We start from the raw sequence: 20,814 nt of genomic DNA, 5'->3' as shown, positions 1-20,814 counted from the left end.
GTACCCCCGTTCCCCCGATTTATTTTCACAGACACATTTGGGATGTATGGCAATCCGGGCGAGGTGGCGCAATGAGCCTCCTTTCCGGCCTGCTCGATCACATGCCCCCGACCATTGCTGGCGCCGATAAACCGACCATGGCGAATCGCACCCCGGATCGCCCGCGCCTGCTGTTGGTGGATCGCATCGAGCGCCCCGGCCAATTACCGGCAAGCACCTACACCAACGCCGCCAATGCCGCACCCGAGTGGCGCCACGCCCGTGATCAATACCTGAATCACGTTATGACCTGCCGCGCCTGCTATGCGCCTACAGCCCGTCACTGCCTGGCTGGCGCCGACCTGCGCGCCGACTACGAAAACACGCCTATGGAGCTGCACCCATGACTTTTGTTAAAAACGATACTTTGGCACGCTCCATTGGCAAACGCCTGCGCGCTGCCCGCACTTGTGCAGGTATGAAGGCAAGCATCGCCGCCGAACGCCTGGGATACTCGAATGCCACTCAGATTTCGCTAGCAGAGAAAGGTGAGCGCATTCCGCCCCTACGTACTCTCATTGAATATGCCAAGCTCTACGTGGTGCCACTGGACTATCTCTGCGGGCTGATTGACGATCCTATCGCCGATGCAGCCGAAACAAACCAGGGCGTCATCGCGAACGCTGTGGCCGATGCCATAAGGGGTCAATTCAGCCGCTTGGCAAGCAGTGTGGCGGAGCAAGCCAGCATCACAATCGCCGGCTACAACCAAGATCGACGCGACCTGCAAAACATATGCTCTGCCGCAGTACGGGCACGCTCCGCGCTGAAACGAGTACGGGAACTAAGTCCCGAGTTCGACAATGACTGGCGCGGCACGGCAACCCTTGTTAGGGGGCTTGATATCCTCACCGACCTCGCCAGCAGAGCCAGTGAACGCCTGGCAAGGGAGCGGCGCTTACGCGATACGGTAGACCAAGAGCTGTCACTGGATGAGATGAACAGCAGGGCCCGCAAAGGCATTGTTCAACTGACTTTCACCGACTAAAAAGCCGTTTTCCGCTCGGTATGACATTAACTGAAATTAACAACAGCACTCCTGGGATGGCAGGCTTCAATCGCGAAATCAACCCATGAATGAGCCGCGTCAATAGCCGAAGACTCCCTGAACAGCGTCGCACGGTCCAGCACGTTGCAGGCCTCGCCGCCCTCGCCTATCATTTGATCGAGGTTGTGCAAGTCGCGCTCCAGCGGCGCCCCACTGGACAGTAGGACGGATCGGCGATTTACCGTGGATACGACGGAATCTAAAGCCCCGCTACTTCCACCCGTGACTTGCGCGGCCTCACTTCTATTGATGGACTGGTCACGGCCAAACTTACCATCGACCATTTTACTCACAAGCTCATTTGATCTTGACTGCCTCCTCTGTGCTGAGATGTTTTCATCTTCAGCGTTCGGGTGGAGCAAAGACCAGCGCAAAGCCCACAAGTTGCGCCCGCACCTGCCATGCCATTCACCGCCAAACACCATCGCCTAGATCGAGCAACAGGCCACCGCCCACCGTCGCTTGAAGCGGGAAGACCTGTGCACATAGATGCGCAGGCGCGCAACGAAATTGACGGCAACAGGGACTTCAAACTGACTATGTAAACCAGCGTCGCTGCGCTCAGACTGCCTGTCCAAGTGGATACGGATCAGGTGTCCAGGTGAGCGTGGAACGAGCGTCCGAATGATCGTGGGCTGGGTGTCCAAGTGGCGTGGAATCCGCAATCAGAGGTCTCAGTTACGGGGACGCATAGGCGCCGCGTAATGCTAACAATGGCTAACGTGCCGAGACGTTGGCAAAGCGCTAACACCGATGGTTCGGTATTGGTGGGTGAATTACTAGAAACCGATCAGTTACCTGGCCTATCATTTGATTGAGGTTGTGCAAGTCGCGCCCCAGCGGCGCTCCGCTGGACAGCAGGACGGATTGGCCATTTTCCGTGGATACGACGGAATCTAACGCCCCGCGAATTCCACCCGTGACTTGCGCGGCCTCACTTCTATAGATGGACTGGTCACGGCCAAACTTACCATCAATCATTTTGATCACAAGCTAATTTGAGCTTGACTGCCTCCCCTGTGCTGAGATGTTTTCATCTTCGGCGTGCGGGTGGAGCAAAGTCCGGCGCAAAGCCCGCAAGTTGCGCCCGCACCTGCCATGCCATTCACCGCCAACACCATCGCCTAGATCGAGCAACAAGCTACCGCCCACCGTCGCTTGAAGCGGGAAGACCTGTGCATATCGATGCGCAGGCGCGCAACGAAATTGACGACAACAGGGGCTTCAGACTGACTATGTAAACCTGCGTCGCTGCGCTCCCACTGCCTGTCCATGTGGATACGGGTCAGGTGTCCAAGTGAGCGTGGAACGAGCGTCCAAATGATCGAGGGCTGGGTATCCAAATGGCGTGGAATCCGCATTCAAAAGTGTCTCACTTACGGGGACGCATAGGGCGCCGCGCAATGCCACAATTGTTAAGAACTGTTAGCATGCCGACACGTTTTCCAAGCGCTAACACCGAGGGTTCGCTTCTCGCTTGTCACGCATCTGGATGCGAAATTGCGGCGAACTTGACCGACCAGGCAGAGCTGAGAGGCTCATATCGACCCATATCGGACGTTCATCGAACAGCTAAGCGACCTTTACCCACAATAAAAAATAGTCGAAGGATATAGCTCATGGTGAGCCTCCGAAATCTTGACTACCCTGTTCACTACCTTCTTCGCGAAGGGTGACAACTCGACTGACTGGCGATTTGCTGCGTGTGTATGACGCGATCAGCCGTCCTGTTCTAGAGGTGAGCAGCGTGGCACGTCCCCCCATTATCTTGTTGCTTTCGATCGGACTGATGCCTGTGGCGCCGGTATTTGCCGAGACTTTCGTCTGGACGGGTTCTGGTTGTTACACATGCCCGGGCTCCTGGACCCCTCAAGGTGTCCCTGACAATCCGGGAGAAGACGCTTTATTCACCAGCAGCGGCGCAAACAGGGTCGAAATGACCTTCTCGCCAGGGGTAGGCCCATCATCCTGGGTATTCGCAGCCAACGGGCAAGATTACGTAATAGTAGGCTTTCCAATTGCCTTCGACGGTCCCGGCGTGGTCAGCGACTCCACCGATTTGATCGCTATCGGCAATAACCTCATCGGGAACGGTGGTGTTACCCAGAACGGCAGCGGGACGTTGGTACTGAACGGCAACAACACGTACACCGGCGGCACCACCATCAACGCTGGCACTCTTTCCGTCAGTACGGACAACAACCTCGGGGCTCCCACCGGGTCATTGACCATCGGCGACGGCAGACTGAACACCAAGCAGACTTTCGCGACAAGCCGCTCGGTCAACCTGACCGGCAACGCTTCACTTACGCAAAATGTCGGCACCGGTTTCACCCTGAACGGTGTGATCAGTGGCCCGGGCTCTCTGGCCATGGACGGTGACGGCGGCCCTGGCGGACTGGTGACCCTCAATGCCGGCAATACCTACACCGGTACGACCAACCTGAACAGCGGGTTGCTGTTCGTCAATGGCTCAATCGCAAGTTCCAGCCAGCTGACAACCCATCCGGGGACATTCCTCGGTGGCACCGGCACACTACCGAGCAGCACTATCGGCGGTGTCACTTCACCAGGTCCCGCCCGCGATACAACCGGTACCCTCAGCATCGCCGGAAACCTGACCACTGCACCCACGGCCAATTACATCGTTGACTTCAATCCAAGCGGCGCGCAGGACCTGATTCATGCCAGCGGGACCGCCACGTTGAACAATGCCAATGCCACCACCCTGCTTAATGGCTTTATCCCGGTAGTGAATCAGCGGTACGCGATCCTCACCGCCGACGGCGGCGTCAACGGCACATTCACCTATCCGACCCGAGAACTGCCGCTGTCGACCGTCAGCCTCGTTTACGACCAGAACAACGCTTACTTTCTTGTCGCCCGCAATGAGGTGCCCATCGGCGGTACACCATTACCGCCAGTAGTTGTGTTGCCGCCCGGTGGCGGTACGCCAGAGCACCCAATAGTGATTCCTCCTGGTGGCGGTACGCCTGAGCCCCCGATAGTGATCCCTCCCGGTGTCAGTTCACCGCTACCCCCTATCGCGATCACCCCGCCACAAACCTCGACAGGGGGAGGCGTGGATGAGTTGCCGCCGACCAACCCGATCTTCGGCGGAATCGTCCTGTTGCCCACCGTGGGTGAAATCCGGGTTGCCCTTGATCAATTGTCCGGACAGATCTACCCGTCACACATGACTGTCATGCTGGAAGACAGCCACTTCGTGCGGGACGCGATTTTCGACCGCCTGGATGCGCCACTGGACGAGCCGATCACTCCCATCCTGCAATCGGACAACAGGGTGCAACTGGCCCCAAACCTGACCGCGTGGGTGCAAGGTGTCGGCGCAGACCGGGAGCAGGGTGACGTATCGGTGAACACCGGCGGGATGTTCCTGGGGATTGACTCGCACATCACCGATACCACAACGCTGGGCGTTCTGTTCGGCTACACACGGTCGGACGTGGACGCGCCCTACAGCTCGGCCAACGGCGATAACTATACCCTCGGCATTTATATCGGCGAGCTGATCGGACCGTGGTCGCTCAAGGCGGGCACGAGTTATACGTTCAACGAGATCGATACCAAACGGACGGTGAGCTTCGGCGATTTCAGTGACGCCCCCAGCGCAGATTACTCGGCCAATACCACCCAGGTCTTCGGCGATGTCGGGTACAGGTTCAACGCCGGGCCGATGGTGCTGGAGCCATACGCTGACATCGCCTGGGTCTATGTGAATGTCGATGGCTTCGACGAACAAGGTGGGCCGGCGGCACTCACAGTGGACAGCAGCGACAACGACGCGACGTTCAGCACCCTGGGGGTACGGCCCAGTTACACATTTTTCAGCAACGACATGCCAATGCGGGTGAAGGGCGGGTTGGGCTGGCGACACACTTTTGGCGACCTTGAATCCTCCGACACCATGTCATTCGCACGCACTACAAACACATTCGGGATACCCAGCGTACCGCTGGCCGAGGATGTGACGGTCGTCAACTTCGGGTACGAGGCAGCCCTGACAGCCAATACCAACCTGAGCCTGACCTACAACGGCCAGTTTGCCAGCGACGTCCATGAGAACGGTCTCACGGGGTTGTTGCGGGTAAATTTCTGATGGCGTTTTGAACGTCAGCTTCTGGCCGATTTCTGCCTGTCGTGACCGGCAGAAGTCGACCCTAAGCAGCCTCTGACCATCGGCTGCTATCGGTCGATTAAAAGTCATTGGCTAATCGGTTCCGCTTTGTACATCACCGCAAACCCGTAGCCGTTGGCAAAACACACTCTTTAGCGCGAAGCGGTGATCCCTTTGTTCATCCGTGATTTAACGGTATGTTGAAGTCCTCAACTCAAGGACGACCCATGGCCATCCACGCACCCACCCCCACGCAAAAACACTTGGCAGTGTTAATCGACGCCGACAATGCTCCCGCAGCAATTGTCGAAGGTTTATTCGAAGAAATCGCCAAGTACGGCGTCGCCAACGTCAAGCGGATCTATGGCGACTGGACTGGCCCTCAGTTGGGTGGATGGAAAAAGGTGCTACTCGACCATTCGATTCAGCCTATCCAACAGTTCGCGTACACCAAAGGTAAGAACGCAACAGACAGTGCCTTGATCATCGACGCAATGGACTTGCTGTACACCCGACGCTTCGACGGTTTCTGCCTGGTTTCGAGCGACAGTGACTTCACCCGCCTCGCTTCGCGGTTACGAGAAGAAGGTTTGACGGTCTACGGGTTTGGTGAAGAAAAAACCCCGAGACCGTTCGTGTCGGCCTGTGACAAGTTCATCTATACCGAATTGCTGCGCGGTGAAGTGCTTGTTGCTGCAAGCAATGGACATGGTCGACCCGAACCTGAGCCACCTGCTGAAATCGAGGCCGTCAAAGTCGCCAGTACGCCCGAAGTAAAAAAGCTACCCAAGGCACCAGTAAGTTTCATCGCAAAGATCTTGGATGACATTGCCGATGAGGACGGCTGGGCTCACTTGGGTGCGCTGGGCACCAATATCAGCAAATTGAGACCTGAGTTCGACCCTCGCACCCATGGTTATAAAAAGCTCAGTGAGTTGATCAAGGGGTATCCGGATACGTTTGAACTGCAAACTAGAGGAACGTCGGGAGTGGGTGGTTCAATACTCTATGCCCGGCACCGGCAGCCGAGCTTGTAGCCCCCGTCACCAACGACCGCTCTTGGCCGACTACTGCCCTTCGCGACAGGCAGAAATCGGAAAATTGTGGTCACTGAGGAAGGGAGCAGTAAGTCGGTTGCTACCCTTCATGAACGGCGGCAACCGATCTATTGCGTCCATTGTCCTGACCAAAATTGGCAGCGTGTTGCAAGTCTCAAAGGGACAAACGGACCAATGCAAGTCATTGGGCTGATGCAGACAAACAACAAGGGAAAAGCCTTCAACGCTTTGGCAGCATCCGGGTCAAGGTGTTATCGCCCACATAGTAGTGATGGAACAACCCCGCCAACGCGTGCAGACCGATCAACCAGTAACCGGTGCTGCCGAGTAGCTCGTGCCAATACTTGAGCTGCTTTGCCAAGTCAGGGTCGACCGCTATTGGCGCTGGCAGAAAAAAACCGAAATAGGGCACCGGTTTCCCCCCTGCGGCCAGCATCAGCCAGGCCAGTAACGGAGTAACGATCATCAGCACATAGAGTGCCAGATGCATCAGGTAGGACAACGCCGTCTGCCAAGTGGGCAGCGCCGGTGTAATAGGCGGGCGCGGTTTCAGCCGCCCAATCAAGCGGACCCAGACCAGGGCAAAAATGCTCAGTCCGAACATACCGTGCAGCCCGAGAAACAAACTTCGCAAATGATCGCCTTTCGGCAACAATCCTTTGATTTCAATGCAGCTGTACACGCCGACAAACAGCGCCAGCATCAACCAGTGCATCATGATCGAGAGTGTTGCGTAGCGATTTAGGGTTGTATTGCGAATCATCCTGGGCCTCATGCAAGTCATTGGCCGCCAGCTCATTCGAGCAGCCTGGTTGGTTGTCGTCAAATTGATGTTCGCCACATTGCCCACCGAGTCTTAAGGCAATCTGAAGACAGCTTCCGCCCATTTTTCTCACCTTCAGACTTCGTTAAGAAATGCCATTGATACTTCCCCTCAATTGCTCCGGGGGAGGTATTTTCCAATGTCCGATTTCAACTGGAATATTCAGTTGCCGCTGCACCTTGGCCAGGCCGAAGCAGCGCCGATGCAGCTCGCCAGAGCATTGCCGGGTGATTCGCACCGCGGTGCCTTCGAGTGCTTTATCCAGCAACGCTTTCGTAAAGCCCACGGTGCCGACATTCGCCATTTCATGCCGGAACTGTTCGGCATGAGCGACGCGTCCGGCGGGCTGTGTGCAGTGGCGGGGATACGTCTCGCAAACGCCGGACCGCTATTTCTGGAGGGTTACCTGGACGAGGCAATCGAGTTGCTGATCAGTGCCAGCGCCAACAATAGCGTGGACCGATCGGCGGTCGTCGAGGTCGGTAATCTGGCGGCCAGCGATACCGGAAGCGCGCGGATGAGCATCGTTGCGATGACCTATTTGCTCGCTATGGGTGGGCTGGAATGGGTGGCCTTCACTGGCAGCGTGGGATTGGTGAACAGCTTTCATCGCCTGGGTTTGAACCCCGTGACGCTGTGTGCGGCCGACCCGGCGCGGCTTGGCGAGGAACGGTACGCCTGGGGTAGCTACTACGAGAGCAAGCCTTGGGTCCACTTTGGCAATATCCGCGCCGGATTCATACATTTACGAAACATCGGTCTGTTCAGTCGGCTGGGCTTGCCAACCTCCATTGAAGGCGCCTGCCATGTCGCCTGAACTTGAACGATTCAAACAGGCGCTGCGTAACCATGCCGAGCAAAAATCCAATGTCACCGCGTTGTGGGGCGATAACCGCAAGCTGAACTACGCCAACCTGTACGCGGAAGTGATGCAGCGTCAGCAGTGCCTGCGCGATGAACAGGTCAAGGTTGTTGCGCTGGCGCTGGACAACGGTGTCGATGCGATGCTCTGGGATTTGGCCGTGTTGTTCGAAGGTTTGACCTGCGTGACCTTGCCGCCTTTTTTCAATCCGGCGCAACGTAAGCATTGCCTGGAACAAAGCCAGGCCGAACGGGTGATTGCCGAACCGTCCATGCATGATGAACTGCAAGCAGCCGGATACCGGAAAAGCGGTGAGTTCTGGCATCGCACCTTCAGCAACCCGAGCCCTATGCCCGAAGGCACCGCCAAGTTGACCTTCACCTCCGGCACCACCGGGACGCCCAAGGGTGTGTGTTTGAGCGCGGACAGCATTTTGCGTGTCACCCGTGAGCTGGATCTGGCGAGCAAACCCACCCATCCGCGTCACCATCTTGCGCTGCTGCCATTGGCCATCCTGCTGGAGAACATCGGATGTTATGCGGCCTTGTTCGCTGGCGCGACCTTGAGTCTGCCCAGCGAGAAAACCCTGGGTATTCGAGGTGCCAGTGGCGTTGATGTGCCATCGCTGCTGGGATGCCTGGCGAGCCGGTCGCCCCAGAGCCTGATTCTGGTGCCCCAGTTGCTGTTGGTACTGGTCAGCACTGCTGAACAAAAAGCCTTCGATCCACAGGGCTTGCGCTTTGTCGCCGTGGGCGGTGCGCGGGTTTGCGAAGATCTACTGCATCGTGCTCAACGCGTGGGTATACCGGTTTTCGAGGGGTACGGACTGTCGGAGTGCGCCTCGGTGGTCTGCCTCAATCGTCCGCAAACGCAACGCCCCGGCAGTGTCGGCCAGCCGCTGCCCCATGTAGAGATTCGCTTGGCCGATGACGGCGAGGTGTTGATCAAGGGGGGATCCTTGCTGGGCTATCTGGGAGAAGCACCGCATACCGCTGAGTGGTGGCCCAGTGGCGATCTCGGCGAGTTCGATGCCGACGGCTTTCTCTACCTCAAGGGGCGCAAGAAACATCAGTTCGTGACCAGTTTCGGCCGCAACGTCAACCCCGACTGGGTGGAGGCCGAACTGACGCAGCGCGGGCCTGTCGCTCAGGCCTTCGTCTATGGCGAGGCCATGCCCGGCAACCACGCGCTGCTCTGGCCGCATCGACCGGACTGCCCCGACGAACAATTGGCCGCCGCTGTGGCCCAGGCCAACGAGGCCTTGCCGGATTACGCCCGGATCCATCACTGGACCCGGCTCGATCAACCCTTTACCCCCGGCAACGGCTTGCTCACCGCCAATGGCCGGCCCCGCCGCGATGCCATCGTTGAACGCTATCGGGCGCAATTGGCTGGATCTGTATTTTCCGAGGAAATCGTACCATGAGTTTTTTTGACCGATTGCAAGAAGCCACTCACCAGGAACGCACTGAGCTGTTCAATTTACCGATCATCCGTAACGCGCTGGAGGGCGACGTCAGCCTGGAAAGCTATCGGGCTTTTCTGGAACAGGCCTATTACCACGTGCGTCATACCGTGCCATTGATGATGGCCTGCGGCGCACGCTTGCCATTACGGCTGGAATGGCTGCGCGAAGCGGTGTGTGAATACATTGATGACGAGTATGGCCATGAACAATGGGTCCTCAATGACATTGAAGCCTGTGGTGGTGACAGAAACGCCGTACGCGACGGGCATCCGTCCTTGCCGATCGAGCTGATGGTCAGCTTTCTCTATGACCTGATTGCCAGGGATAACCCGGTGGGATTGTTCGGCATGGTCAATGTGCTTGAAGGTACCAGCATCGCTCTGGCCACTCACGCCGCCGGCAGTATTCGCGAACGCCTGGAGCTGCCAGAAAGCGCCTTCACCTACCTCAGTTCCCATGGCTCGCTGGATATCGAACACATGCAGACCTATCGCCTCCTGATGAATCAGCTCGAAGACCCGGGCGATCAGGCTGCCGTCATTCACGCCTCCAAAGTGGTGTACCGACTCTACGCCGATATGTTCCGTGGCTTGCCGTGTAACGGGGAGAGCCTGCATGCGCCTATCTGAAGCTCGCGTCGTATTGACCGGTGCTAGCGGTGGCATCGGCCTGGCCATCGCCACAGCCCTGTGCGCCAGTGGTGCCCGGGTTTTGGCCGTGGCTCGGCATCGGGAACCCTTGGTGCCGCTGCTTGATCTTTATCCCCGCAACCTGTGCTGGATCGGTGCCGACCTGACGTCACTCGCCGACCGCCGCGAAGTGCTGGCGGAGGCCGAAAGCATCGGCGGCATCAACCTGCTGATCAATGCTGCCGGGGTCAATCATTTCGCCATGCTCGAACAGTTGGATGACAGTGAGATCAGCGCGATGCTGGCAGTGAACATCACTGCGCCGATCTGCCTGACAAAACTCCTGCTGCCACTGCTGAAACAGGCCGATACGGCCATGGTGGTGAATGTCGGCTCGACCTACGGCTCCATCGGCTACCCCGGCTACGCCAGTTATTGCGCCACCAAGTTTGCGTTGCGCGGTTTCTCCGAAGCCCTGCGCCGGGAGCTGGCAGACACCCGGGTCAACATGCTTTACGTCGCTCCGCGCGCCACCCGCACCAGCATGAACAGTCCGGCAGCCCAGGCACTGAACGATGCGCTGAAGGCCAACGTCGACGATCCGCAAACCGTGGCGGCCGCAGTGATTCATGCCATTGCCGGTGACCGTCGCGACTTGTACCTGGGCTGGCCGGAACGTTTTTTTGTCCGCCTCAATAGCTTGTTGCCCCATCTGGTGGATCGAGGGCTGCGCAAGCAACTGCCGCTGATCCGCCGCTTGAGCCAGAAACCCGATCAGGAGCATCTCAAACCATGAACAAGATCATCGCTTGCCTGCTGCTTGGCGTCTTGAGCCCGAGTGTCTGGGCACTGGATGCCGCCGACCAGCAACGCCTTAACGGGATCCAGCAAAGCTGGGCGCACATTCAATATGAGTTGCCGGAGGGACAACGAACCGATGCCTTTGAAAAACTGGCTGCGCAGGCTTCGAGTTTCACGCAAGAGCGTCAGAACGTCGCCGAGGCCTGGATCTGGTCCGGTATCGTCACCAGCAGTTGGGCCGGTGCCCAGGGAGGGCTCGGTGCGTTGAGCAAGGTCAAGCAAGCGAAAACCGATCTGGAAAAAGCCCTGGCCCTGGACCCCAAGGCTCTGCAAGGCTCGGCCTACACCAGCCTCGGTGCGCTGTACGACCGTGTGCCGGGCTGGCCCATCGGTTTTGGCGACTCGGACAAGGCCGAACAATTGCTCAAAGTGGCGTTGCAAATGAACCCGAATGGTATCGATAGCCTGTACTTCTGGGGCGATCACCTCTACCGTCAAAAGCGCTACGCTGAAGCCAAAGCCGCGCTGCAAAAAGCACTGACGGCCGCGCCTCGGCCTGGTCGTGAAAGCGCTGATGCCGGGCGCCGCAAAGAAATTGAAGCGCTGTTGGTGGACGTAAACAAAAAACTCGGCTGACAGGAGTGCCTGTGCGTTTATTACTGATCGAGGATGACGTGGCGCTCGGCGAGGGTATCCATCAGGCCCTCACCCGGGAAGGTTACACCGTTGACTGGTTGCAGGATGGCAGCAGTGCCTTGCACTCGCTGCTCAGTGAAACTTTCGATCTGGCGATACTAGACCTTGGCCTGCCACGTATTGATGGTCTCGAAGTACTCAGACGCCTGCGTGACAGTGGCTCCAATCTGCCGGTGCTGATCCTGACCGCGAGAGATGCCACCGAAGACCGCATCGCCGGACTGGATGCCGGCGCTGATGACTACCTGATCAAGCCATTTGACCTGGCAGAGTTGAAAGCCCGTTTACGAGCGCTTCTGCGGCGCAGTGCCGGCCGTGCACAATCGTTGATCGAACACGCCGGCATCAGTCTGAACCCGGGTACTCAGCAAGTCAGCTACAAGGGGCAGCCAGTCGCCCTGACACCGAAGGAATACCAGCTGCTACACGAATTGCTTTCTCCTGCGGGCCGGGTGATGACGCGTGATCATCTGATGCAACTGCTATACGGCTGGAATGAGGAAGCCGAAAGTAACACCCTGGAAGTACACATTCATCACCTGCGCAAGAAGTTCTCCAGCGGTTTGATTCGCACGGTCCGTGGCGTCGGTTATTTGGTGGAGGAGCGTCAATGACCTCGATCAGGCGTCGCACCCTGACCCTGATCATTGGCCTGATGCTGGCGGGTATTGCCGTGATCAGCGTGCTCAACCTGCACGACAGCAACCATGAAATTGCCGAAGTCTATGATGCCCAGTTGGCGCAAAACGCTCGCCTGTTACAGGGCATCATGCGCATGCCCATGGCGAGCATAGAACACGCTGATCTCTATCAGGCCTTTAACCAGGCCCTGAGTGAGGCGGATCCGAGGGTCGATGGGCATCCCTATGAAACCAAGATTGCCTTTCAGGTCTGGAACATTAATGACGAAGTGCTGGTACACACGGCCAGTGCACCATCGTTCAGCGCACCGCCACGAAAACCGGGCTTCAGCGATATAGTCGATTTGAACAACCGCCACTGGCGCGCTTTCCTGCTCGAGGATAAACAGAACAAATTGCGCATCTGGGTGGGCGAGCGAGACGATGTGCGGTCAGATCTGGTTGACCGAATCGTACGCCACACGTTGTGGCCCAATATTTTGGGCAGTTTGATGCTGGCCGCCATGATCTGGTTGGCCATCGGCTGGGGATTGAAGCCTTTGGTCAACATGGCTGCAACGCTGCGAGCGAGGCATCCCGGCTCACTCGAGCCCTTGCAGTTGACACCACTACCGACCGAGCTTGAGCCGATGCAGGCAGCCCTCAACCGAATGCTCGCGCAGATTCAGGAAGTCATGGGGCGTGAGCGACGTTTCATCGCTGACGCCGCCCACGAAATGCGCACACCACTCGCCGTGCTGAGGGTGCATGCGCAGAACCTGATGGAGGCGGGGAGTGAGCAGGAGCGTCGTGCATCGCTTGAGCACTTGATTGCCGGCGTGGACCGTACCAGTCGGCTGGTTAATCAATTACTCACGATGGCTCGTATCGAGCCACAAGGAAGAACGCAGCCACCTGCACCGATTGACCTGGCAGCCACCGTCCGCGAGAGCCTGGTCCAGTTGACCCCCTGGTTGTTGAGCAAGGATCTGGAACTGGTTTTCGATGTCAGCGACGACATTGGCCTTGTAAGAGTCGACCCAGCAGCCATCGATATTGCCTTGAACAATCTGGTCACCAACGCGGCGAATTTTTCCCCGCTTCACGGACTTGTCACCGTGAGGCTGAGTAAAAAGGAAATTGGCTACGAACTTTCTGTCGAGGATGAAGGACCGGGTATCGATGAGGGGGATCGCGATCGGCTCTTCGAGCGTTTCTACAGTCGCGGAAATGATCAGGGCGCGGGGTTGGGCCTGACCATTGTTCAGGCCATTGCCCATCGATATGGTGGGCAGGTCAGCCTCGAGAATCGCGTCCCCAAAGGATTGCGCGCTACTTTGGAAATTGGTCGCTCAGACCGTTAGAAACGGATTGCTGCCTATCGCTAACAGCAGCAATCGGTTCATCTTTCGATATGGGCAGCACATCCGAGCACATTCTGTATCAGGTGCCGTGCTGCGTTCTGGCGGTTTAGATCGAATTGGATACGAGTGGAATCGGGACTATTTGAGCTTCCAGTATTTCTGCATTTCCAGAAACAGAAAGGAGGCGGTCCAAGTGATGAGCACCAGCCCGGTCAGGGCTTGCAGGCCGGTCAGGTACTTGAGGTGGCCCACCGGTGATATATCGCCGAAGCCGATTGTCGTGTAGGTCGTGAAGGAAAAGTAAGCGCAGTCCATGAGAGAACCGTCGAAATTACCTGTCAGGCTCCCCCATTTCCCGGAGTGCACCATCAGGTAGTAAACCATGGCGAAGCACCAGACCTCTATCACATGGGCCAGGAGGGCGCCGAATACCCCAACGACGATTCTGAAGCGGCTCCACAGCTTGAGCCGGGGCAGCCAATCATTCAGACGTAACAGACATTCGTAGTGGATTACTACGGCGATGATGACCACCAGCGTATTGATCAGGGTGACTGCCAGCATGGCAAATCTCCAGCGATAGGGGCGATGGTGAATCAGAGTATTTCTACACCAAGAAACCGGAAACTCGTTGAGCTGAATCAACAACGTTTTAAGTAATCGAAAGCCAGTCGTTCCGTTAACGATAGCTGCTGATTAGTTGATAAAAGTCAGGTCTCCCACGGCATAACGCCAAATAATCGAATTGCTGCTTTCCAGTCGCAACAAGTCGACAGGACGATTATGGAAACGTACTTGTTCGTCCAGGTGGGTTTGCACTCAGGCAGGTTTCAGGGCGAGGTATGTGATGCTCAAACTCAAACGCATTCTATTAATAGCCCCCAGCGAAATGACCCTGAGCCTCCAAGTGTGTGTAAATGGAGAAGCGTAGACCTATATCCGAAATTCGATCTGCGAAGCTATATGTTTGTTTACTGGATGCGATTTTCCCCGCGAACCCACAGCGATATCATTTTTTTTGAGTGGCCGCTCCTGGCCGATCTCTGCCCTTCACGAAGGGCGGCTTTGGGTCCAGGCTGTGTGAAAACGCACTGAATACGTCGAAAACTAAGAGCTACGGGCTTTGCCTGAGAAACCAGCAGTCGGAAGCGCGAATTACCCTAGTCAGCTACAAAGGTGTTCCTAATTGCTGTTTGGGCCGTGCCAGCGGCCCAAACAGTCGCTCATGGACGGCCGTTCTCTGTCGGAAAAGGCTAGGCGCCGCGCAATGCTAACAATAGCTAACGTGCCGACACGTTGGCCAAGCGCTAACACCAAGGATTCGGTTATCGCCGGTAGCCAATTCGATGTTAGTTCTATTACGTTCTGGTGCTGGCATCCACGGCACCGGCAAGCCAGCAGCAAGCGCCGTGTATGCCCTCATGTATGCCTTGACGAGGCACGCCCTACAAAACCCATACAACCCGGGCATCACAGCCTCCAGTTCAAACGACGCCTGGTTGTAATGAGAAAGCCTCAGGCCGTTAGGTCTGGGGCTTTTTTTTGGTGCTCAAAAGCTGGGCGCCTTAATCACCCATGCCGTTTTTTTCAAACAGTCGGACGATGTCTCTCGCGCCATGCAGAACGCGCTCGACCATGATATCGACGCCCTCCACGCTGTAGAAAATCAGATAACGACCATGGGTAATCATTCGCAATCCCTTGGCACAATCATCCTTTGGAACACCCAGGTTCGGCTGATCGATCAATCGCGAGCACTGCAAACGCAACTCGCCAGCGCATCAAGCTCGGCGAACACGGTTTCGGCAGCGATGGCCGGACGGGGATCATTGCGGCTTGCTGCAATGGCTTCCCGAAGTTCTGCGGCATGCAGCCGATCCAGCAGCTGTTGATAGGCAGCATGGGGTAATAGATACGCAGCAGGACGGTTGTGGTTGAGCACGGCAACAGGCTCCGAACCCGCTTGCTCGATCACCGTACTCGGGCTGCGTTTGAGCTCGGTAATGCTGACCGAACGGCTTGCGAGTAGCTGTTCCATGACGGCTCCAATGGTACGAAAAAAAGTACTTTATAGTGCTCGATTGCTGGCATGGTGGTCAACGAACACCTGACCAGTGCGATGCCAACCCACAAAAAAACCGCCTAAGCGGTTTTTTCATTCTGTCGTCCAGTCAAACTCGTCGTATTCATCATCGTCATCGTCTTCGTCGTCCTCGAAAATTTCCTCTTCCAGGTCGTCGTCTTCAACAATGGCTTCTTCCGGCTGATTCAGCAGAAAGTCCTTACGGCTCTCGGTAATGGCTCGCCGTAGTTCTTCGCCCTTTTGCGGGCAGTTGAGCATTTGGGCGATGCGGTCGATTTTTTTTGCCACGGCATCCTCCAACGCATCGGCTATGGCCCGATAGTGCGCGTTTTCGGGCCGTAATGCCAAATCGCCGGGCTGGGGTCAGATCGTTCTGAATATTCGTCAGCGGTGGTAACGGCGCACCACGCTGCTGTTTTTCAACACATGGCCTTTGATTTTTTCCAGAAACTGCGCACGGGTCAGGCCGGCGGGCAAGGCCTCTGGCGCCAGGTCCAGGGCGTAGAGCTGGATGATGTAGTGGTGAGCGCTGTCGCCAACGGGCGGGCAAGGGCCGATGTAACCGGTGGTGCCTTTGCTGTTGGTGCCGGCCACGCCTTCCAGCGCAGATTTGGCGCCGACGCCGGATGCAATCTGATGCGTGCCGGCCTTGATGCCGTAATGCACCCAGTGATCGACGCCCTGGCCTTTCTGGCCGTCCGGGTCGTGCATGACGATGGCGTAGCTGAGGGTGCCTGTCGGGCCGGGGTTCCAGCTCAGTGCCGGGGAAACGTTGTGTCCGCCGCAGCCCGGGGCATCGCTGGCGGCGGCCGAGGCGAACAAGCGGTCATCCGAGACACCCGGAATGCTCAGGGTGAAACGCTCTTGCGCGGCGTGTGCCGGTAACTGCACGCAAAAGGCAACTGCTACGGCCGCGAGCCAAGGGTTCAAAGAGGTCAATCGGATCATACCGGAGCACCTTGTGCATGTGGGGCCGTGGGCGGCGTGCAGACTATAGCCGGAGCGTTCACGCCGTGGCAGTGGCTTATGGATGAACCTCGTAATCTGCGCCAGACTCATCATTGAAAGGTATGTCTGGAGAGCGATCATGACTCTGCATCGCGTTGCGAATTTCGCCGATGTGCCCGAAGACCGGGGCATGGAAGTGCAGGCCGGAGACAGCAAAATCCTCCTGCTACGCGCCGGCGATCAACTGCGTGCCTATCAGGGCGATGGCCTGTGAGCAAGACCGGGCAATGGCGATGCTTGTCGAACGGATGAAACAGCCGCTGTCGCTGGATCAAGCGTGGCGGCTGATTCGAGACCTTCCCTAGGCGGACGTGAGGGGCGCTTGCTTATCGTCTTTGTCGGCCGGCAAGCGAATCACTCGCGGATGTGCCAGTGGCGCCAGACGCTCAGGTAACTGCTGTGCCGTGACGGGGAAGAAGTGCGTGACCACGCGACTGACATCCCCTTCCTGATCGTTGTGGATGGTCATGGAGCCGGACGTGCGCAGCTTTTTGAGCCGCTCACGGGTCAGATTGAAGGTCTCGCTCAAATCAAGATCATCCACCACCGGTGCCGGCAAACGGCGCTGGAGAAAGCTCTTGCTTTTACGGTGCTGGTAACGCGCCCAGGAAATCAGGATCACCGCGTTCAACGCCGCCACCCAAAAATAAATCTGCAACGTACCGAGCGCATTGAACACCGAACCATCGAGGCGCGGCCCCGCGTGGGTGTCGATCAATGGCCAGAGCCCGCGTATCAGCAAATAGAGCAGTCCGATCCAGGCCAGCACCGTGAAAAAAACATCGATCACGACCCAAACAAGATTCCGCTGAGTTCGGATGATTTTCATTTGGCGTCCTCCTTTTCATCGCTCAGCGGCTTGATGCCTCGGTCAGGACTCACCCAGCGTGCACGTTTCTGATTTTGACTGAACAGCACCTTGGGGAAGCTGACGAGCGTGGTGAGCAAACTGATCAGCCAGAACACCAGCGGATACCAGATCACCCAGAACATGGTTTTCCACAGGCCTTTTTCGTATCGGCGGTCGATCAGAATGCTGACCGCGAACTGGAACAGGCAGACGGTCGCCAGCAGCAACCCGGTAAAGGCCGGCGGCAACAGGTGATCGACGGCAATCGAGGACGGCATTTCGACAAACTTGCCCATCGCCCAGAAGATGATCGATAGCAGGAAGGTAAACGCCCAACCGGTGGACAGGCAGTATTCGAACAGCAGCGGCCAAAGGTAGCGGTGACGGTATTGCCAGATTCCGCGAATGTTCTTGAACAGCACTTCGGCGCCACCCTGGGCCCAGCGCAGTCGCTGCTTCCACAGGCCCGCCAGGGTTTCCGGCATCAGGATCCAGCACAGTGCACGGGGCTCGTAAAAGATGCTCCAGTGGTCCAGTTGCAGTTTCCAGCTGATGTCGATGTCTTCGGTGATCATGTCCGGGCTCCAGTAGCCAACCCGGTGCAGCGCCGTACGACGGAAAGCGACGATCACCCCGGAGACGGTAAAGATCCGACCGAACACCCGTTGAGTGCGTTTGATCAAGCCGATGATGGAAGAGAACTCGCCGACCTGGACACGCCCCACCAACGTCGAGCGCGTGCGAATCCGCGGGTTGCCGGTCACGGCGCCGAGGCGCGCGTTGTCGAGCATGGGCGCAACCAGATAAGCCGCCGTGTTCGGCGCCAGCAGTGCATCACCATCGATACACACCAGATACTCGCTGCGCGCCGCAATGGCGCCCATGCGCAGAGCGACTGCCTTGCCCTGGTTCTCCGCCAGGTGCACCACGCGCAGACGCGGATCCTGCTGCGCCAAGGCATCGAGCACGGCAGCGGTGTTGTCACTGGAGCCGTCGTTGATCGCAATGACTTCGATATTCGGGTAATGCTGCGCCAGTGCCGCTTGAATGGTGTCGGCCGCGTTTTCGCCTTCGTTGTAGCAAGGAATGAGGATCGAAATCAGCGGCTCGCCTTCAAGCGGCGGCGGCAGCGTGTCGTCTTCCCACGGCCAGTGCCGCTCCCAGTGCAGCCAGAAATACAGGCCACCGGCGATCCACAACCCGGACATGAACAATGGGTAGAAGAACACGAAGTCCATCAGGAATTGCCCGGTCAGCAGGAAGATCAGTCCGAGGGGAACCCCAAGGACGATCGCCAGCACCAGCATGGCCAAAAGTCTGTCCAGCATGTTATGGATTCCACTTGTTGGAGAGTGCGGGCCGCACGGTTTTCAGGTCCGGCAAGTTGTCGAGGAAGTTGTCCGGGTAGTAGCCGAAACTGGTAGCGCCCTGACGCTTGAGAACGCCCATCCACTCGGCCAACTGCTGGCCGTCGATGTCGGCGTCGGTCTGCTGGGTCCAGTCCCGGGCTTGCAGTTCGAACACGGTGCGATTGAGCGCGCCGGGACGGGATTTGACCGTGGCGACCAACGATTCCAGCCAGGGCCCGGATTGCTCCCGGGTCTGTTTTTCCATGAACGGCATGGCCATCGGCGCCGTCCAGTCGTAGGTCTGCAGGAAGTCGTCGAGGTTCTGCGCAAACCACGCTTCGCTCTCGGGATTGAGCATCGGCTCGGCGAAGATGTTGCGCGCGGTCATCACCTGCGGGCCACGGATGGCCCGGACCTTGGCCGTGAGTTCCTGGGTGAAGTCGATCAGGTACCGACTCTTGAAACGGGTCCAGCGTTGCATCGTGGCCGGGTCCGCACGCAGGGCGGCCATCGAGCCCGGCAAGCCGTTGGCGGCATAGACCTTCAGCGCTTGCGGGCCGGCGTCTTCGAAGTCCGACAGCACCGCGTCATCGTGATAGAGGATGCCGTCGACCGACGTCAGGCGCGCCACGTCTTCGTAGATTTCGCCGATGATGCGCCGCACGTTCGGATCGAACGGCGACAGTCGCTTGTACTGGTCCGGATCAACCGAAGTGGTGCCGGTTTTCGGGTCCCAACGGGTCACCCGTGGCAGCTTCGAATCGAGGGCAAAACTCAGCACCGGCATCCACGCAAAGACTTTGACGTTGGCCCGGGTGCGCAGTTGCCAGGCCACGCGATCGAAGATGTCGGCGGCCACCGGCAGGTGACGGTTGGGGAAGTACAACTTGTGCACCAGGCCATCGCCGGCCGGGTCGGCGAAGGCTTGCAGGAACACCGTGTTGGCGCCCATGTCGGCCATGCGCTGGATCAGTTTGCCGAGGTTGATTTCCTGTTGCGCGGGGTCAGGGTCGTAGACGTTGTCGAGGTCCACATGCACCACGCGCATCGATGATTCGGCCTGCACAGACACGATGCTGTTGGCGAAGTGTTCGCCGTCCGGGTCCGATGCCACCAGAAACCGCGGGCTGCTCATCAGGTTGTCGAGCGCGTCGAGACCGTCATCCAGGGTCAACGCCATCTGATAACCCTGTTCGTCGACCACCGCCAGCGAGGTGCCGTCCGCCATTCCGTATGGCCAGACCCAAACACGTGGCTTGTAGCCGGTGGCCTTGCGGATTTTCTCCGAGATGGCCGCAACGTCGGTGCGAATTCGCTGCTGAAATTCAGCCTCGGTTTCGTAGCGGCCAGTCGTCGCGTCGTACCGGCGCGTGGCGGCGGCCGGTTGCAGGTTGCCCTGCGGGTTGGCCAGCACACCTTTGTGATTGGCGTCGGTGTGCGCAGCGATTTCCACCAGACCCGACTTGGAGACTTCCCGGACCTGATCCCAGGTCAGGAAGTCCGAACGCTGGCGCGGCGTCCCGGCGAAATCCACCGGTTGGTTCAACGGTGTGTCGACCCAGGACCCGACCGGCGCCAGCAAGGCATGCCAGTTGTAGGCGCGCAGCACCGGCATCACGCGGGTATAGAAGCTTGAATAACCGTCGTCGAAACTCAGCAGGATCGCTTTGGGCGGCAACGCCGGCCCACCGCTGCGCGCGGCCATGATCTGGTCGACGGTCACCGGTTTGTAGTTGTTCTCCCGCAGCCACGCCAGTTGCTCGATCAGGCGTTCGGTGCGCACTGCCACCACCGCCTGGTCCGGGTCGCGGTCTTCGACATCGTGGTAGGCAATGCCCAGCACATGGCTTTTCGGCCACGGGGTTTCGCTGGCCGAAACCGGGCGCTCGGACGGTGGCACAAAAGCAGGTGCCTGCTGGGCGCAGGCGCTGATCAACAGCGCTCCCAGCAGGAGGATGAAACGCGAGAAAAAAGGCAT

Annotated in this window: 21 protein-coding genes and 1 pseudogene; 12 read left to right on the top strand and 10 right to left on the bottom strand. The window is 58.0% G+C overall.

Annotated elements, in window-relative coordinates; genetic code table 11:
- Window positions 1–71 precede the first annotated feature (71 nt).
- Complete coding sequence (locus tag CKW15_RS04360) at window positions 72–386, top strand: hypothetical protein (protein ID WP_060543926.1); 315 nt, start codon at window positions 72–74, stop codon at window positions 384–386.
- A complete protein-coding gene (locus CKW15_RS04355; RefSeq protein WP_060543925.1) occupies window positions 383–1,027 on the top strand; it encodes a helix-turn-helix domain-containing protein in 645 nt (214 codons plus the stop codon). Before CKW15_RS04360 ends, CKW15_RS04355 begins: the two co-directional genes overlap by 4 nt.
- Window positions 1,028–1,053: 26 nt before the next feature.
- Here CKW15_RS04355 and CKW15_RS28335 read toward each other — a convergent pair whose 3' ends face one another.
- Window positions 1,054–1,218 (bottom strand): hypothetical protein, encoded by a 165-nt coding sequence (locus CKW15_RS28335; RefSeq protein WP_156465553.1) that lies wholly within the window; start codon window positions 1,216–1,218, stop codon window positions 1,054–1,056.
- Window positions 1,219–3,125: 1,907 nt separating this feature from the next.
- Between CKW15_RS28335 and CKW15_RS04345 the strand changes: the two genes are divergently transcribed.
- Entirely contained in the window at window positions 3,126–5,207 is a 2,082-nt protein-coding gene (locus CKW15_RS04345) for an autotransporter domain-containing protein (RefSeq protein WP_159953392.1), read from the top strand.
- Window positions 5,208–5,452: 245 nt separating this feature from the next.
- The gene (locus CKW15_RS04340) at window positions 5,453–6,262 is read left to right on the top strand and encodes an NYN domain-containing protein (RefSeq protein ID WP_095151703.1); all 810 of its coding nucleotides are present in this window, start codon (window positions 5,453–5,455) and stop codon (window positions 6,260–6,262) included.
- A 241-nt stretch (window positions 6,263–6,503) separates the two neighbouring features.
- Here the strand turns inward: CKW15_RS04340 and CKW15_RS04335 are convergent, their stop codons facing one another.
- Window positions 6,504–7,046 carry a cytochrome b gene (locus tag CKW15_RS04335; protein ID WP_095151702.1) on the bottom strand — a complete coding sequence of 181 codons (543 nt, stop codon included), beginning with the start codon at window positions 7,044–7,046 and terminating at the stop codon, window positions 6,504–6,506.
- A gap of 199 nt (window positions 7,047–7,245) precedes the next feature.
- On the opposite strand from CKW15_RS04335, the gene CKW15_RS04330 reads away from it, so the two are divergent.
- The 7 genes from CKW15_RS04330 to CKW15_RS04300 are packed head-to-tail and all read left to right on the top strand — an operon-like array spanning window position 7,246 to window position 13,546.
- Complete coding sequence (locus CKW15_RS04330) at window positions 7,246–7,923, top strand: thermostable hemolysin (RefSeq protein WP_060543905.1); 678 nt, start codon at window positions 7,246–7,248, stop codon at window positions 7,921–7,923.
- Complete coding sequence (locus tag CKW15_RS04325) at window positions 7,913–9,394, top strand: AMP-binding protein (protein ID WP_060543904.1); 1,482 nt, start codon at window positions 7,913–7,915, stop codon at window positions 9,392–9,394. Before CKW15_RS04330 ends, CKW15_RS04325 begins: the two co-directional genes overlap by 11 nt.
- A complete protein-coding gene (locus tag CKW15_RS04320) occupies window positions 9,391–10,065 on the top strand; it encodes a TenA family transcriptional regulator (RefSeq protein ID WP_095151701.1) in 675 nt (224 codons plus the stop codon). Before CKW15_RS04325 ends, CKW15_RS04320 begins: the two co-directional genes overlap by 4 nt.
- Window positions 10,052–10,861: an SDR family oxidoreductase gene (locus CKW15_RS04315; RefSeq protein WP_095151700.1), complete on the top strand. Its 810-nt coding sequence runs from the start codon at window positions 10,052–10,054 to the stop codon at window positions 10,859–10,861. The genes CKW15_RS04320 and CKW15_RS04315 overlap by 14 nt, the downstream gene beginning before the upstream one ends.
- Window positions 10,858–11,502, top strand: coding sequence for a tetratricopeptide repeat protein (locus CKW15_RS04310; RefSeq protein WP_095151699.1), 645 nt, complete (start codon window positions 10,858–10,860; stop codon window positions 11,500–11,502). Before CKW15_RS04315 ends, CKW15_RS04310 begins: the two co-directional genes overlap by 4 nt.
- 11 nt (window positions 11,503–11,513) lie before the next feature.
- A complete protein-coding gene (locus CKW15_RS04305) occupies window positions 11,514–12,176 on the top strand; it encodes a response regulator (RefSeq protein WP_060543900.1) in 663 nt (220 codons plus the stop codon).
- On the top strand, window positions 12,173–13,546 hold the full coding sequence (locus CKW15_RS04300) for an ATP-binding protein (RefSeq protein ID WP_095151698.1): 1,374 nt from the start codon (window positions 12,173–12,175) through the stop codon (window positions 13,544–13,546). The genes CKW15_RS04305 and CKW15_RS04300 overlap by 4 nt, the downstream gene beginning before the upstream one ends.
- A gap of 138 nt (window positions 13,547–13,684) precedes the next feature.
- Here the strand turns inward: CKW15_RS04300 and CKW15_RS04295 are convergent, their stop codons facing one another.
- The 5 genes from CKW15_RS04295 to CKW15_RS04275 form a co-directional block, all read right to left on the bottom strand.
- The gene (locus CKW15_RS04295; RefSeq protein ID WP_060543898.1) at window positions 13,685–14,110 is read right to left on the bottom strand and encodes a potassium channel family protein; all 426 of its coding nucleotides are present in this window, start codon (window positions 14,108–14,110) and stop codon (window positions 13,685–13,687) included.
- A gap of 1,001 nt (window positions 14,111–15,111) precedes the next feature.
- Window positions 15,112–15,294 (bottom strand): type II toxin-antitoxin system RelE/ParE family toxin, encoded by a 183-nt coding sequence (locus CKW15_RS04290; RefSeq protein ID WP_256580377.1) that lies wholly within the window; start codon window positions 15,292–15,294, stop codon window positions 15,112–15,114.
- The gene (locus CKW15_RS04285; RefSeq protein ID WP_095060549.1) at window positions 15,291–15,584 is read right to left on the bottom strand and encodes a type II toxin-antitoxin system Phd/YefM family antitoxin; all 294 of its coding nucleotides are present in this window, start codon (window positions 15,582–15,584) and stop codon (window positions 15,291–15,293) included. Before CKW15_RS04285 ends, CKW15_RS04290 begins: the two co-directional genes overlap by 4 nt.
- 117 nt (window positions 15,585–15,701) lie before the next feature.
- Complete coding sequence (locus CKW15_RS04280) at window positions 15,702–15,977, bottom strand: hypothetical protein (protein WP_256583082.1); 276 nt, start codon at window positions 15,975–15,977, stop codon at window positions 15,702–15,704.
- A 36-nt stretch (window positions 15,978–16,013) separates the two neighbouring features.
- The gene (locus CKW15_RS04275; protein ID WP_095151696.1) at window positions 16,014–16,577 is read right to left on the bottom strand and encodes a YbhB/YbcL family Raf kinase inhibitor-like protein; all 564 of its coding nucleotides are present in this window, start codon (window positions 16,575–16,577) and stop codon (window positions 16,014–16,016) included.
- Window positions 16,578–16,716: 139 nt separating this feature from the next.
- Here CKW15_RS04275 and CKW15_RS28655 point away from each other — a divergent pair.
- Window positions 16,717–16,842: pseudogene (locus CKW15_RS28655) on the top strand (Rieske (2Fe-2S) protein); the annotation flags it as partial.
- 96 nt (window positions 16,843–16,938) lie between these two features.
- On the opposite strand, the gene pgaD reads toward CKW15_RS28655, so the two are convergent.
- The 3 genes from pgaD to pgaB are packed head-to-tail and all read right to left on the bottom strand — an operon-like array spanning window position 16,939 to window position 20,814.
- Window positions 16,939–17,466, bottom strand: coding sequence for a poly-beta-1,6-N-acetyl-D-glucosamine biosynthesis protein PgaD (pgaD, locus tag CKW15_RS04270; protein ID WP_095151695.1), 528 nt, complete (start codon window positions 17,464–17,466; stop codon window positions 16,939–16,941).
- Window positions 17,463–18,815, bottom strand: a complete 1,353-nt coding sequence (gene pgaC, locus CKW15_RS04265; protein WP_095151694.1) for a poly-beta-1,6-N-acetyl-D-glucosamine synthase — start codon at window positions 18,813–18,815, stop codon at window positions 17,463–17,465. Before pgaC ends, pgaD begins: the two co-directional genes overlap by 4 nt.
- A gap of 1 nt (window position 18,816) precedes the next feature.
- Window positions 18,817–20,814 carry a poly-beta-1,6-N-acetyl-D-glucosamine N-deacetylase PgaB gene (gene pgaB, locus CKW15_RS04260; protein WP_095151693.1) on the bottom strand — a complete coding sequence of 666 codons (1,998 nt, stop codon included), beginning with the start codon at window positions 20,812–20,814 and terminating at the stop codon, window positions 18,817–18,819.

The organism is Pseudomonas sp. Irchel s3b5, from assembly GCF_900187435.1.
Lineage (GTDB): Bacteria > Pseudomonadota > Gammaproteobacteria > Pseudomonadales > Pseudomonadaceae > Aquipseudomonas.
Note: the sequence above shows the minus strand (reverse complement) of the source record. Positions and strands in the feature narration are given on the sequence as shown.

Bases quoted from the DNA above. Each gene is read 5' to 3' on its own strand.
- CKW15_RS04360 (WP_060543926.1), top strand. From the start codon at position 72: ATGAGCCTCCTTTCCGGCCTGCTCGATCACATGCCCCCGACCATTGCT.
- CKW15_RS04355 (WP_060543925.1), top strand. From the start codon at position 383: ATGACTTTTGTTAAAAACGATACTTTGGCACGCTCCATTGGCAAACGC.
- CKW15_RS04340 (WP_095151703.1), top strand. From the start codon at position 5,453: ATGGCCATCCACGCACCCACCCCCACGCAAAAACACTTGGCAGTGTTA.
- CKW15_RS04335 (WP_095151702.1), bottom strand. From the start codon at position 7,046: ATGATTCGCAATACAACCCTAAATCGCTACGCAACACTCTCGATCATG.
- CKW15_RS04330 (WP_060543905.1), top strand. From the start codon at position 7,246: ATGTCCGATTTCAACTGGAATATTCAGTTGCCGCTGCACCTTGGCCAG.
- CKW15_RS04325 (WP_060543904.1), top strand. From the start codon at position 7,913: ATGTCGCCTGAACTTGAACGATTCAAACAGGCGCTGCGTAACCATGCC.
- CKW15_RS04320 (WP_095151701.1), top strand. From the start codon at position 9,391: ATGAGTTTTTTTGACCGATTGCAAGAAGCCACTCACCAGGAACGCACT.
- CKW15_RS04315 (WP_095151700.1), top strand. From the start codon at position 10,052: ATGCGCCTATCTGAAGCTCGCGTCGTATTGACCGGTGCTAGCGGTGGC.
- CKW15_RS04310 (WP_095151699.1), top strand. From the start codon at position 10,858: ATGAACAAGATCATCGCTTGCCTGCTGCTTGGCGTCTTGAGCCCGAGT.
- CKW15_RS04300 (WP_095151698.1), top strand. From the start codon at position 12,173: ATGACCTCGATCAGGCGTCGCACCCTGACCCTGATCATTGGCCTGATG.
- CKW15_RS04295 (WP_060543898.1), bottom strand. From the start codon at position 14,110: ATGCTGGCAGTCACCCTGATCAATACGCTGGTGGTCATCATCGCCGTA.
- CKW15_RS04285 (WP_095060549.1), bottom strand. From the start codon at position 15,584: ATGGAACAGCTACTCGCAAGCCGTTCGGTCAGCATTACCGAGCTCAAA.
- CKW15_RS04275 (WP_095151696.1), bottom strand. From the start codon at position 16,577: ATGATCCGATTGACCTCTTTGAACCCTTGGCTCGCGGCCGTAGCAGTT.
- pgaD (WP_095151695.1), bottom strand. From the start codon at position 17,466: ATGAAAATCATCCGAACTCAGCGGAATCTTGTTTGGGTCGTGATCGAT.
- pgaC (WP_095151694.1), bottom strand. From the start codon at position 18,815: ATGCTGGACAGACTTTTGGCCATGCTGGTGCTGGCGATCGTCCTTGGG.
- pgaB (WP_095151693.1), bottom strand. From the start codon at position 20,814: ATGCCTTTTTTCTCGCGTTTCATCCTCCTGCTGGGAGCGCTGTTGATC.